Raw genomic sequence first — 13051 nt, forward strand, 5'->3', positions numbered from 1 at the left:
CCCCGGGCATCGACCCCCACCCGGCCAGCGCCCGAACCCAGTAGGAGCACCGCTGGGCCAAGGTGTTCCGCCGCAAGGTAATCGGCCCCCCGAGGGATCACGTCCCCCGTTTGCCGGCCCCCGTCCCGGTGTTGCCCCGGGCGAGCGCCCCGACTCGCCGGGCCCGGATGCCACCCGGGACAACCGCGCGACGCAGGTGGTCGGAGCCGGTGGCGGATTCGTCGGTGTGTCCGATGATCCGGCATCGGACACCCGCGTCGTGGACAGTCCCGGCGCGGTGAGCGCTCCTGGTGTCGCCGACCGCCCGGACACCGACGCTCCGGCGGCGTCCCCGGCAACCCAGGCCTATTCGGCAGTAGATCCCACCAAGAGTTCGGAGGACAGCGTGGCTCCCCAGTCCGGTGCCGGTCCGCGTGTCAATCGGATGGCGCTGTGGGCCTTGGCGTTGTCGATCCTCGGGATCACCTTCATCGTGGGACTGGTCCTCGGATACCGGGCGCGCACGCAGATCCGTCAGCGTCGTGAGGCCGGTCTGCCCTTTGCCACCGCCGCGATCTGGGTCGGCTGGGCCTACCTCGGGGTCTTCGTCTTCGGGCTGGTCGTCTACGGCTGGATTCTGTTCGTCGCCTGACGACGAGCTACGAACGTCCCCTCCCACCTCATTGTCAGCGTCCTGGCGGCCGTCGTGGACCACTCAAGAACTCCGCTCCCTGAGGTGCGGAGGGGTCGGCAGATCTCTCGGGCTCGGGACCAGGGGCTGTGCGGTTTCTTCGGATCAGGGATCAGCGAACGGAGGGCGGTTCGTTCGCGAAGGTTGCGGGTCTCGCGATCAGAAGTACCCGTTGCCCGGCAACGGGGTGTCGTTCACGCGGAGATCCCCGATGGCGACGGCCTTGTACGAGGTCGGGTTGTGCAGGGTGATGGTCCGGATGTTGCGCCAGTGCCGATCCAGATTTCGGCTACGGCTCGCCGACGACGCACCACCCACGTCGAAGACGGCGGCCGCGGCCGGGAGGGCGATGCGGTCGACGTGCACCTTGACGCGCGCGGCCGCGAGCGACGCCTGCGCGAACTGCTCGACGTCGATGACGCCGCGTCGTGCCAGTGCGTTCGCGGTCTCGACCTGCCGCGCCGCGCTCAGGACCGCGTCACGTGCCACGTGTGCGGCGGCGTCGATCTCGCCGATCCGTTCCAGCAGTATCGGATCCTTCCGTGGCTCGGGCGACGGCGCGTGCTCGAAGGTCCGTGCGCGCGAACTCAGCAGGGCCACTGCGTCATCCGAGGCGGACAGGAGGATGCCGGCGATCAGCGCCTGCAGGAACAGCTGCAGGAACGGGCCGTCGTTGGCGGCGGGCGGTGTGGACTCGTCGAGTTCGACGAACTCCAGGACGTCGTCCGAGGTGACCCGGACATCGTCGAACAGCGTCGAGCCGGTGCCGGTCCGATGCTGCCCGATCCCGTCCCAGTCGTCCACGACGCTGACGCCGTCGCGGTCGACCGGGACGACCACTTTCACCAGCCGTGAACGCAGAGCGTCCGGGACGATGGCGAGTACCGTGACGTAGTCCGCGAAAGCCGTTCCCGTGCTGTAGAACTTCTCGCCGCGCAGGCGCCAGCCGTCACCATCGGGGACGAGTTGAGTCGCATACTGGCGTGACCCGGCGGCGACACCGCGTTCGCTCGACGCGTTGCCGACGATGGCCCCCGCGGCGATTCGCTCGCTCCAGCGGCTGCGCACCGGTCCGACGGGAAGACGTTCGATCTGTTCGACGAACCAGTAGTGGGCGCGCAGGATGTGCGCCGCGATCGGGTCGGCGCGGGCGAGATCGATGATGAACTCGAAGAGTTCGACGCTCCCGGCGCCGGCACCTCCCGACCGGGTGTCGAGGGAGAGCGCGGTCAGCCTCGACCGTCGCAACAGCGCGACGGCTTCTCGCGGGTCCCGCCCCTCGCGCTCGCGCTCGGCCGAACCGGCCGCGATCTCGGCGAGGATCGCGTTCCGGTCGGTCACGACCCGCGCGGGTGCGGTCATGCGGGGACCTCCGCGAACGCGCCGCGATAGCGTGCCGCGGGGTGCGACTCCGGAAGTCGGTCGTGGCCAATGAGTTTGGCGCGTGACGTCCCCTCGGCGTACTCCCGCTTCGCCAGCCCCCGCTCACGCAGGACGGGCAGCACGTGTTCGGCGAACTCGACGTAGCTGCCGGGGATGGTCGCGTTGATGACGTTGATGCCACCCACTCCGGCGTCGCGCCACTGCTCGAGACGGTCGGCGATCTGCTCCGGTGTCCCGACGACCCGGCCGGTGCGGCTCCGCAACTGGGCGAGATCGCGGACGGTCGGCTCGCGGTCGGGCACGGCCTCACGGAGCCACAGGAGGAAGCTCTGGGAGCCCTCGGTGTGGATCTGCCCGATCGGGGTGTCGAGGTCGTAGTGTCCGAGGTCGACGCCGATGCCGCCCGCCGAGTGGGCGATGATCGTGCTCGGGTCGATGAGCTCGTCGAGTTCGCGGGATCTGCGCGCCGCTTCCTCCTCGGTACTACCGATCACGAACGAGAGTCCCTGGAAGAACTGGAGTTCCGTCGGTTCCCGGCCGGCCTCGGTCGCGAGGCGCCGGGTGTCGGCGATCAGCGTGCGCGCCGCGTCGGGGGACGGCGAGAGGATGAACTGGGCCTCCGCATTGCGGGCCGCGAAACGTCGTCCGGCCGGCGAGGATCCGGCTTGGAACAGCACCGGGGTTCGCTGCGGGGACGGCGACACGAGATGCGGTCCCTCGACACGGTAGTGCTCGCCGACATGGTTGATCTTGTGGACGCGGTCGTAGTCCCCGTGCAGGCCGCCGGTCTTGTCCTGGATGAGTGCGCCCTCGTCCCAGGAACCTTCCCACAACTTGTAGGCGACGTCGACGTACTCGTCGGCCCATGCGTAGCGGTCGTCGTGTTTGGTGATCCCGTCGTATCCGAAGTTGCGCCAGGCGTTGTCCGACAGACTCGTGACGATGTTCCACGCGATCCGGCCCTTGCTCAGGTGATCGAGGGTGGAGATCTTGCGAGCGAAGTCGAACGGGTGCTCCTGCAGGATCGAACTCGTGATGGCGATGCCGAGATGCTCTGTGTGCGAGGCGATCGCCGAGGCGAGGACGAGCGGGTCGTTGCTCGGGATCTGCAGGCCGGAGTCGACGAACTTCTTCCAATCCCCCTGATAGTCGTCGTACAATCCGACCACGTCGGCGAAGAAGATGAAGTCGAACCGGGCCTCTTCCAACAGTTTTGCGAGGCCGATCCAGTGGTCGAGGTCGTTGAAGCAGTGCTGCTGCGCCTCGGGTGCCCGCCACGCGCCGTGCAGGATGTGCGACGTCGTGTTCATGACGAAGGCGGCGAAGTTCAAGGGGGGCGCGGACATGGATGCTCCTGATCACGAGGCGTCGGACTCAGCGCGACGTTACGGACGACGCCGCGCATGCGGCGACTTCGGATCACGGTGGCCTCAAGGGGTGCCCGACACCGTCCGAAGCCCCTAGGTTGTGGTGATTCCCGTCCCGCCGCCGGGCTCGCGCTGTCGTGTCATACGACCTCGAGCCGCGTCCGCCGCCATCTGTGCTGCCCGAGGAGAAGTTCTGTGCTGCGACGAAGTCCTGTGCTGCGACGACCGCGGCGAACCCGCCTGCTGCCCGCGGCCGGCATCGCTCTGACGTGCGCGGCATTGCTCGCGGGATGTGCCCAGCCGCGCACCGGTGACGGCGAGTCGACGGGGGTCCCCGCCACGCCGGGCCAGTACGTCTCGGGCGGAACCATCTCCTACGGCCACGAGCAGGAACCGCCCTGCGTGCACGGTGGGTGGGTCCAGAACGCCTATCTGGCACGGCAGTACCTCGACAACCTGGTGTCCCTGGACGATTCGGGACGAGTGGTGCCGTGGCTCGCCACCCGCTGGGAGATCTCCCCCGACGGGCGCTCGTACACCTTCCATCTGAAGCCCGGTGTCGAATTCAGCGACGGCACGCCGCTCGACGCCGAGGCCGTTCGTGCGACCTTCGCGTCGTATCTGAATCCGGAGAAGCCCAACGGCACGGTGGTGTCCTACATCGGCAAGTACTTCGAGTCCGACGAGGTCGTCGGGCCGCTGACCTACCGGATGAACCTCAGATCGCCCTATACCCCGTTGCTCACCGTACTGACGCAGGGCTACTTCGGAATCCAGTCGCCGACCGCGCTGGCGCGCGGCCCGAAGGCGAACTGCATCAGCCCGGTCGGGTCCGGCCCGTTCATCATCGAACGCTGGGATCGCAATCGCAGCATCACCTTTGTGCGCAACCCGAAGTACAACTCTCCCCCGGCGAACGCGCAGAACCAGGGTCCGGCCCACGTGGACAAGCTGATCTGGAAGTTCCTCAAGGATCCGGTGCTGCGCTACGGATCGCTGCGCAGTGGCTCCTCCGACGTCATCTACAACGTGCCTGCCATCAACTGGGCGGACGCGACAAGCCGGTATCAGGTGAGCCGCTACGTGACGCCGGGGCGCCCGAACGCCATCACCCTCAACGTCGACCACGCGCCGTTCGACGACGTCCGGGTCCGCCAGGCATTCGCCTTGTCGGCCGACCGTCGCAAAGCCGTCGAGACGGCGTTCCTCGGCGTGGTCCCCTACAACGCCAACGGCGCCCTCAGTCAGAGCACCCCCGACTACGATCCGGAGGCCGGGAACTACCCGCATGACCCGGCGAAGGCCGCCGGCCTGCTGGACGACGCGGGTTGGACCGGCCGCGACGACGACGGCATCCGCACGAAGGACGGACGACGCCTGACCGCTCGGGTGGTGTACGCCGCCGACGCGATCGTCGGACCCGAGGGTGCCGCGATCCTGCAGGCGGTGGCGCGACAGGCGCGTGACGTGGGCTTCGACATCCAGCTCGTCCCCGCCACCCAGAGCGCGTATTTCGGCGGGCAGTATGCCAAGGCACCGACGTACGACGCGTACGTCGGCTACTGGACCAGTCCGACCCCGGGCCTGCTGTACATCAACTGGCGGCAACGACTCCCCGACAGTCCCAACCCGCACAACACCGCGTACTACAACGACCCGCACCTGCAGACCCTCATCGAACAGGGCAACGCCGCCGCGGATCCGGTGCAGGCCCGGGCGTTCTACCGCGACGCCCAGCGCCTCATCGGTGACAACGCATTGTCGATCGGGTTGTACACGCAGACAACGTCGTTGGCGGTGTCACCGCGCCTGCACGGGGTGTGGGTCGAGAAATCACAAGGCGAACCGGTGTTCGCGGATGCGAGGTTCGTGCGATGACCCTGGTCGACGACCCGGCCGTGCCCGCGGCCCGACGCCAGGCACTCCCACCGCGGGGTCTGACCCGGTGGGCGGGCAAGATCGGTTCCGCTGTCTTCGTGCTGTGGGCCGCCGCCTCCATCACCTTCCTGCTGCAGGTCCTCGCGCCCGGCGACCGCGCGACGCTGCTCCTCAACCTGTCGTCGGGCGAGAGCCGCGAACGCACGCCGGACGAACTCGCTCCGGTCAACGCCGAGTACGGCTTCGACGATTCGGTGTGGTCCCAGTATCTGCACTATCTCGGCGGTCTCCTGCACGGCGATCTCGGCATCTCGTTCCAGCTGCAGCAACCGGTCACCGAGATCATCTCCGACCAGATCGGACCAACGCTCGTCCTCACCCTCACCGCCCTGGTCGTCGCATGGCTCTTCGTGCTCGTGCTCACCACGCTCACGGCGGGCCGCCGCGGACCCTGGGGCGCGGCCGGGTCCCTGATCGAGACCGTCAGCGCCGGCCTGCCGCAGTACTGGGTGGGTTCGATCCTCCTGGTGGTGTTCGCGATCAACCTCGGCTGGTTTCCGGTCGAGAGCGGAACCGGCCTGTGGGGACTCGTTCTGCCCGTGCTCACCCTGGCCATCCCGCTGTCCGGTTTCCTCGGTCAGATCGCTCGTGACGAATTCGCCCGCGCACTGGACCAGCCCTTCGTGCTCACCGCCCGCAGTCGCGGACTCGGTGATCTGTCGGTTCGGTATCGACATGTGTTGCGCCACTCCGTCCTTCCCGCGGTGACGGTCTCGGGCTGGGCCATGGGCGCCCTGCTGTCCGGTGCGGTCATCGCCGAAACCGTCTTCGCGCGGGCGGGTATCGGTCAGACACTCGTCGCGGCCGCCAGTTCGCGTGACGTCCCGCTCGTCAGTGGCATCGTCCTCTTCGTCGCTCTCGTCTACACGATCGCCAACCTCGTCGTGGACTTCCTCTACACCGTCATCGACCCCAGGATCGAGGTCCCATGACCCTCACCAATCCGGTCCGGCCCGCATGGACGAACGCGCTCTCCGCGGTGCGTGGGTCCACCACGGGGCCGTCTCGCGGCCAGGACGACCACCCACGTCGCTCGTGGCCAACGGCTACGGTGATCGCCGCGCTCGTGGTGCTGACCCTGTTGCTCGTGGCCGCGGTGGCGCCCAACCTGCTCGCTCCCTACGATCCGCTCGCCGTCGACCTGGACGCCACCCTGCAACCGCCGAGCTGGGCCCACCCGTTCGGCACCGATCTGTCGGGGCGAGACCTGCTGAGTCGCGTCATCGCCGGCACCCGGCAATCGCTGATCATCGGGCTTGGCGCGGTCGCACTCGCATCGGTCCTGGCGGTGCTGCTCGGCATCGCCGCGGGGCTGTCGGGCCGCGTTGCCCAGGCGCTGGCCAATCGCTGGATCGAGGTGATGTTCGCCTTCCCCATCGTGCTTCTCGGCCTCCTCCTGACCTCGGTCTTCGGTCCCGGACAGGTGACCCTCGTCCTCGCGATCGGGATCGGTATCGCGCCGGGGTACGCCCGCATCGTGCGCGGTCAGGTGCTCGCCGTCCGCAACGCCCCCTACATCGAGGCCGCGACCGCCCTGGGCCACCCGCGTCGCCGAATCCTTTTGCAGCACATCGCACCCAACGCGCTTCGCCCGATGATCGTGACCGTGACGCTCGGAGTGGGACAGGCCATCATCTGGGCGTCGGGACTGGCCTACCTCGGACTCGGTGTGCCACCACCCGCACCCGAGTGGGGCGCGCTGCTCGACGCCGGACGCACCTACATCACCGTCGCGTGGTGGCTGGAGATCTTCCCCGGTCTCGTCATCGTCGCGGTGGCCCTGGCATTCACGACAGTGGGCCGGTACCTCGGCACCCGCCTGGAAGGAGAACGCCGATGACCGTCGTCACCCGGGAGGCAGTGACCTCTATCCGCGGCGGCCGCACCGACACCCGGTTGGCCGAGGTGTGCGATCTGCGCGTCTCGTTCGCCGGTCGCGAGGTCGTGAAGGGCGTGTCGTTCACGGTCGATGCCGGACAGTGCCTGGCGATCGTGGGCGAATCCGGTTCCGGCAAGTCCGTCACCGCGCGCACCCTGATCGGACTCACCGGGCCGGGAGCCGAGATCGACGCCGCCACCCTGTCGTTCGACGGACGTGATCTACGCGGCCTGGCGGACCGCGATTGGCGCGCCATCCGAGGGCGCGCGATCGGATTCGTCCTCCAGGACGCCCTGGTGTCCCTGGATCAACTGCGCACGGTGGGCAGCGAGATCGCCGAATCGCTGACCGCGCACGGTGGCCTCGGTCGCCGGACCCCGAAGCGGCTCGGGCGTGCGCTCCGCGAGGAACGCGTCGTCGAGCTGCTCGACCTCGTGGGCGTCCCCGAACCGCGGGTTCGGGCGCGTCAGCGGCCGCACGAGCTCTCCGGCGGACTCCGCCAGCGTGCCCTCATCGCATCCGCGCTCGCTCAGGACCCGAAGCTCCTGATCGCCGACGAGCCGACGACGGCCCTCGACGCCACGGTCCAGGCGCAGATCCTCGACGTGCTGGCCGAAGCGAAGTCGCGCGGCAACGGCATCATCCTCATCTCGCACGATCTGGCAGTGGTGTCACGCCTCGCCGACCGGGTGGCGGTGATGCGCGACGGTGAGATCGTCGAGTACGGAAACGCGCGCGAGGTGCTGACCGCGCCGCAGCACGAGTACACGCGAGGTCTCATCGACGCGATCCCGTCCCGCGCATCCAAGGGCACACTGCTCGTCAGCGGTGAGCAGATCTCCACTCCGGCGACGCCGACATCCGACCAGCCACTCGCGCTGCGCGTCCGTGACCTGCACAAGTCGTTCACCGGCAAGGCGATCACCGCCCGACCGGCCGTGGCCGGGGTCAGCTTCGACCTCGCGCCCGGTCGTACCCTCGGCATCGTCGGCGAGTCGGGCTCGGGCAAGACCACCACCGCGCGGATCATCCTCGGTCTCACCGAACCCGATTCCGGCACGGTCGAACTGAACGGCTCGGCGTGGTCCGGACTCACCGAGGCCCGCCGCCGCGCGTCGCGCCACCTGATCTCGGTGATCTACCAGGATCCGCTCAGCTCGTTCGACCCACGATGGACCGTCGACCGCGTCCTGGCCGACGCCCTGCGGGTGACCGGCGTTCGCAGCGCAGATCTCGACCACCGGATCACCGAACTCCTCGAGCAGGTGGGGCTGCCCGCGGAGTACCGGCACCGGCACCCCTCGGGACTGTCGGGCGGACAGCGCCAACGCGTCGCGATCGCCCGTGCGCTTGCACCGCGACCCGCCGTCATCGTGTGCGACGAACCGGTCTCCGCCCTCGACGTGTCCATCCAGGCGCGGATCCTCGATCTGCTGGCCCGCCTCCAGGCGGAAACCGGCGTCGCGTTGGTGTTCATCTCCCACGACCTCGGCGTCATCCACCACGTCAGCGACGACATCGCGGTGATGCGTGCCGGTGAGGTCGTCGAATACGGTTCAGCAGACGCGGTTTTCGACGATCCGCAGCACCCCTACACTCGCGAACTCCTCGCCGCGGTGCCGCGGATCGACCCTGCTCCCTGATCCGAAAGGGCCGCATGATCTCTGGTCCCTGAGGTGCGAGGAGCGCAAGCACCACACCCCGCTCCCTGAGGTGCGAGCCGGCAAACACCTCACCCCGCTCCCTGAGGAGCGAGCTTGCGAGCACCTCACCCCGCCCCCTGAGGAGCGAGCTTGCGAGCGTCTCGAAGGGTCCGCCGCGCCGGCATCACGAACACGGCCGCGAGCAGGGCACACACGAGGAGCCCGGCCGTGAGCAGGTAGGTGTCGGCGATCGCCGAGGCCAGTTCGGGCATGGCGTCGGCGCGATCGGTGGAACTCAGCGACATCGCGCCCGCCACTCCCCGACCGTCGACCGCCGCACTGCGCGAATTCATGAGTGCCGCAATGGTGGCCGTGATCGCCGCCGACGCGAGCGCGACGGCGAACTGGTTCGAGGTGGTGAGGATGGTTGTCCCGCCCGGGGTGTCCGCGCCTTCGAGGTCGCGGGTGGCGGCGGTCATCGTGGGCAGCATCGTCGCTCCGACACCGACTCCCATGAGAGCGAGGATCGCCACGATGACCGGGTAGGGGGTCGCGCCGTCGAGCAGCGTCGCCATCAGGATCATGGCAGCCGTGGACATCACGATCCCGCAGATCGCGACCCGTCGCGGGTCCACGGAATCGGCGACCCGCGTGGCGATCTGAAGAGTGATACCGCTCAGGAGCGCGGGCAGGATGAACAACATGCCGGCGGTCGTGGCCGAATCGGACCGGACCGACTGGACATAGATCGGCAGGATCGTCATCGAGCCGAAGTACGCGCCGGCGAAGAAGATCATCACCACGACGCCACCGCGCAGGCGCGCATGTGTCAGGAGTCGGAGATCCAGGACGGGGGTGCGGCTGCGCAGCGACCGGCGCACGAAGTACGCCAACAGGATCAGGCCGATACCGACCGGCACCAGGATCGACGCCGCGAGCAGCGACCCGGTGTCCCCGGCCCGGGACAGGCCGAGAACCAGGAACGCTCCGCCCGGTGACAGGGCCGCCACCGCGCGCAGGTCGATATGCGGCATTCGGCGAGTGGCGGTCCGAGGGAAGAATCTCCACGCCAGGACCGCCGCGATCAGTCCGAGGGGAACGTTGACCGCGAAGACCACACGCCAACTGCCGTGGTCGACGAGTACGCCGCCCAGCACCGGTCCGAGCACGGGACCGACGAGGGTGGGCAGTCCCAGGATGGCCATCATCCGGCCCCGCAGCGTCTCCGGTACCGCCTGCAACGCGATCGCCATGCCCACGGGTTGCAGCATCCCGCCGCCGAGCCCCTGGAGGGCACGAAAGACGATGAGACTGCCGATGTTCCAGGACAGCGCGGTGAGAAGCGAACCGAGAACGAAGACCAGGAGGGCCGCGCAGTAGACCCGCCGGCCGCCGAACCGGTTGCTGGCGTAGGCCGACAGCGGCATGACCGCGACGAGTGCCAGGGCGTACGCGGTGGTCACCCACTGCACGCTGGACAGCGGCGCGTCGAACTCGGTGGTCAGTTGTGGAAGCGCGACGGTCACCACCGTCACGTCGAGCATCACCATGAGGGTCGGGACGACGAGGATGAGGCCGATGCGCCGGCTCGCCGGATCGAGTGTGGTCACGAGGACGAGCAGACAACCTCAAGTCAACTTGAAGTCAATACCGGTGTGAATTCGCGTGTCTTCGGGCAAGGTGGAGAGATGCCGGACAACGAGAAGCCCACATGGACCACGACCGACGACGAGGTGAAAGCCGACCCCGACATGCGGAGCGACCCCGACGAGAAAGACGGGCCGTCCTCGGCTCTCCCCACCGCAGGGGACACGGAGATCGGCGAGACCGAACGAATCCGGGAAGACAAGGCGTCCTACGACGGCACGCAGCCACCGGCCGACCACACCGATGACGGTCACGCGGTCGGCGGATCGGAGGGCACGACCGATGGCCAGTGACACCCCGTCCGGACCGAAGCGCACCATCGTCCTCACCGGCGCCAGCGACGGGATCGGCGCGATCGCCGCCCGCTCCCTCGCCGGACCCGAGACCGACCTCGTCCTCGTCGGACGCTCACCGAAGAAGCTGGCTCCGATCGCGGCGGAGACCGGCGCGACGCAGTTCACCGCGGATTACTCGGATCTGTCGCAGGTGCGGGACCTCGCCGCCGAGATCAACGCGGCCGTGGGGACGATCGACGTCCTGATGAACAACGCGGGCGGGACGTTCGACTCGTCGCAACGCACCGCCGACGGGCACGAGCTGAACTTCCAGATCAACCATCTCGCGCCGTTCCTGTTGACGCACCTGTTGCGAGACCGGTTGGCCGCGGCCCCCCAGTCCCTCGTCCTGAACACGTCCAGTGTGGGCAACCTCTTCGGGCAGGTCGACCTCGATGACCTCGACTTCGAGAGGCGCCGGACACTTGCGATGCGCCCCTACGGCACCGCCAAGCTGATGAACATCCTCTTCACGCGCGGGATCGCCCAGCGCTGGACCGGTGACAAGATCTATTCCGCCGCAGTGCATCCCGGACCCGCGGCAACGAGCTTCGGCCGCGACTCGCGGTTCGTCGGACTCGCCTACCGGTCACCGCTCACCCGCCTGGTGACCATCACCCCCGAGCAGGGTGCCGCCCCGCTCATCGCCCTGGCCGAACGCGGCGCCGACCCGAGCGTCAACGGGGTGTACTTCAACCGCCACAAGCCCAACGGTCGGGAGAACCGTCAGGCGCACGATCAGAAACTGATCGACGGTCTGTGGCAGCGCTCCGCCGAGCTCACCGGTCTCACCTGACCTGACCTGCACCGTGGCCGAGATCGCGGTTGTTCTCTACGTTGGCGGACGACGACCACATCGTCTACCTGGGCACAGGAGGTTCAGATGACACGAAACATCCTCTTCATCATGACCGGCGCCGGAAGCTGGACGCTGAACGACGGCACGGCTCACAAGACCGGGTTCTGGGCCGAAGAGGCCGTCGCGCCACTGGAGGTGTTCCGGGCGGCCGGTTACCGGGTGACCGTGGCCACCCCGAACGGCGTGCAGCCACCGGTCGACGAGACGAGTCTCGCGGTCGAGAGCATCGGCACGCCCGAGCGTGCGGCCGAGATCCGCCACGTCGTCGAGACCGCACCCGAACTGAAGAAGCCGATCGCGCTCACCGACGTTCGCATCGCCGACTACGACGCCGTGTTCGTCCCCGGCGGCCACGGGCCCATGGAAGACCTGGCGGTCGACGCCGATGCCGGTGGTCTCCTGATCGCGGCCGATGAGGCGAAGCTGCCGGTCGGGATCGTCTGCCACGGTCCGGCGATCCTGCTCGCCGCGAACACTCCCGACGGGGTCAACGCCTTCGCCGGTCGCACGGTCACCGGCTTCACCAACGCCGAGGAGGAGCAGGCCGGGCTCGCCGACAAGGCTCCCTGGCTCCTGCAGGACCGGCTCACCCAAGCGGGGTTCAAGGTCACCCTCGCCGAGCCCTGGACGGTCCACATCGAGACCGACGGCAACCTGCTGACCGGCCAGAACCCCGCGTCGTCGGAATCACTGGCACGCACCCTGCTCGATAGGCTCGAGAACGTGCCGCAGGGTTCCAAGTAGCGGCCACCGCTCCCTGAGGAGCTACGGCAGCTTGCCGACGCGCACCCTCCGCTCCCTGAGTGCGAGAAAGCGCACCCCCCTGCTCCCTGAGGTGCTGGGAGCTCGCGCGCACGTTCGTGACCAACAGACGTCAACTCGACTCCTAGACTTCGATCGAAGTCCATCGGTCGAGTCGAAGTCTGCCGGTCACCGGCCCGGCCGCAGATCTTGTGGTTCCTTCGAATAAGGCAGCAGCGGTTTGCGGGACATTCGGATCAGGGAGCGGGGCGTGACGCGTCTGCCCCTCAGGGCGCAGACACGTCAGTGCCGGGAGTCGTACGGCAGCAACGCCATCTCGCGTGCGTTCCGGATCGCCGTGGCGACCTGGCGCTGCTCCTGCGGACTCAATCCGGTGAGCCGCCTGCTGCGGATCCGGCCCTTGTCGGACAGGAACTGCCGCAGCAGCGCGACATCCTTGTAGTCCACGGGAGTGCGGCCGTCCACCCGCACTCCCTGTGCGGCGAGCAGGTTCCGTTTCGGTTTCGCCGGCGCGTCGTCGCTCCGGCGGATTCTCTTGTTGGCCATCACTGTTCCTGGTTCTCGTCGG

The 13051-nt window shown here is 68.3% G+C and carries 12 protein-coding genes; 8 read left to right on the forward strand and 4 right to left on the reverse strand.

All coding sequences use genetic code 11. The features are described 5' to 3' along the window. The first annotated feature begins 226 nt into the window (after positions 1-226). Positions 227-631, forward strand: coding sequence for a DUF4190 domain-containing protein (locus tag CA982_RS26940; protein ID WP_244176381.1), 405 nt, complete (start codon positions 227-229; stop codon positions 629-631). A 198-nt stretch (positions 632-829) separates the two neighbouring features. Here the strand turns inward: CA982_RS26940 and CA982_RS19085 are convergent, their stop codons facing one another. Next, a complete protein-coding gene (locus CA982_RS19085) occupies positions 830-2032 on the reverse strand; it encodes an acyl-CoA dehydrogenase family protein (RefSeq protein WP_086536837.1) in 1203 nt (400 codons plus the stop codon). Then, positions 2029-3399 (reverse strand): LLM class flavin-dependent oxidoreductase, encoded by a 1371-nt coding sequence (locus CA982_RS19090; RefSeq protein ID WP_086536838.1) that lies wholly within the window; start codon positions 3397-3399, stop codon positions 2029-2031. Before CA982_RS19090 ends, CA982_RS19085 begins: the two co-directional genes overlap by 4 nt. A gap of 234 nt (positions 3400-3633) precedes the next feature. On the opposite strand from CA982_RS19090, the gene CA982_RS19095 reads away from it, so the two are divergent. The 4 genes from CA982_RS19095 to CA982_RS19110 are packed head-to-tail and all read left to right on the forward strand — an operon-like array spanning position 3634 to position 8880. Further along, positions 3634-5298 carry an ABC transporter substrate-binding protein gene (locus CA982_RS19095; protein WP_086536839.1) on the forward strand — a complete coding sequence of 555 codons (1665 nt, stop codon included), beginning with the start codon at positions 3634-3636 and terminating at the stop codon, positions 5296-5298. Next, positions 5295-6290, forward strand: a complete 996-nt coding sequence (locus tag CA982_RS19100) for an ABC transporter permease (protein ID WP_086536840.1) — start codon at positions 5295-5297, stop codon at positions 6288-6290. Before CA982_RS19095 ends, CA982_RS19100 begins: the two co-directional genes overlap by 4 nt. Then, entirely contained in the window at positions 6287-7198 is a 912-nt protein-coding gene (locus CA982_RS19105) for an ABC transporter permease (RefSeq protein ID WP_086536841.1), read from the forward strand. The genes CA982_RS19100 and CA982_RS19105 overlap by 4 nt, the downstream gene beginning before the upstream one ends. Then, positions 7195-8880 carry a dipeptide ABC transporter ATP-binding protein gene (locus CA982_RS19110; protein WP_086536842.1) on the forward strand — a complete coding sequence of 562 codons (1686 nt, stop codon included), beginning with the start codon at positions 7195-7197 and terminating at the stop codon, positions 8878-8880. Before CA982_RS19105 ends, CA982_RS19110 begins: the two co-directional genes overlap by 4 nt. 125 nt (positions 8881-9005) lie before the next feature. Here CA982_RS19110 and CA982_RS19115 read toward each other — a convergent pair whose 3' ends face one another. After that, positions 9006-10490 (reverse strand): DHA2 family efflux MFS transporter permease subunit, encoded by a 1485-nt coding sequence (locus CA982_RS19115; RefSeq protein WP_086536843.1) that lies wholly within the window; start codon positions 10488-10490, stop codon positions 9006-9008. Between the two features lie 78 nt (positions 10491-10568). Here CA982_RS19115 and CA982_RS19120 point away from each other — a divergent pair, with 78 nt between their 5' ends. The 3 genes from CA982_RS19120 to CA982_RS19130 all read left to right on the forward strand — a co-directional run bounded on the left by CA982_RS19120 (position 10569) and on the right by CA982_RS19130 (position 12465). Further along, positions 10569-10820: a hypothetical protein gene (locus tag CA982_RS19120; protein WP_086536844.1), complete on the forward strand. Its 252-nt coding sequence runs from the start codon at positions 10569-10571 to the stop codon at positions 10818-10820. Next, positions 10810-11658, forward strand: coding sequence for an SDR family NAD(P)-dependent oxidoreductase (locus tag CA982_RS19125; protein ID WP_086536845.1), 849 nt, complete (start codon positions 10810-10812; stop codon positions 11656-11658). The genes CA982_RS19120 and CA982_RS19125 overlap by 11 nt, the downstream gene beginning before the upstream one ends. A gap of 87 nt (positions 11659-11745) precedes the next feature. Beyond that, positions 11746-12465 (forward strand): type 1 glutamine amidotransferase domain-containing protein, encoded by a 720-nt coding sequence (locus CA982_RS19130; protein WP_086536846.1) that lies wholly within the window; start codon positions 11746-11748, stop codon positions 12463-12465. A 300-nt stretch (positions 12466-12765) separates the two neighbouring features. Here CA982_RS19130 and rpsR read toward each other — a convergent pair whose 3' ends face one another. Beyond that, complete coding sequence (rpsR, locus tag CA982_RS19135) at positions 12766-13029, reverse strand: 30S ribosomal protein S18 (RefSeq protein ID WP_086536847.1); 264 nt, start codon at positions 13027-13029, stop codon at positions 12766-12768. Positions 13030-13051 lie beyond the last annotated feature (22 nt).

The sequence above is a fragment of the Gordonia lacunae genome, from assembly GCF_002149015.1.
Classification (GTDB): Bacteria; Actinomycetota; Actinomycetes; order Mycobacteriales; family Mycobacteriaceae; genus Gordonia; species Gordonia lacunae.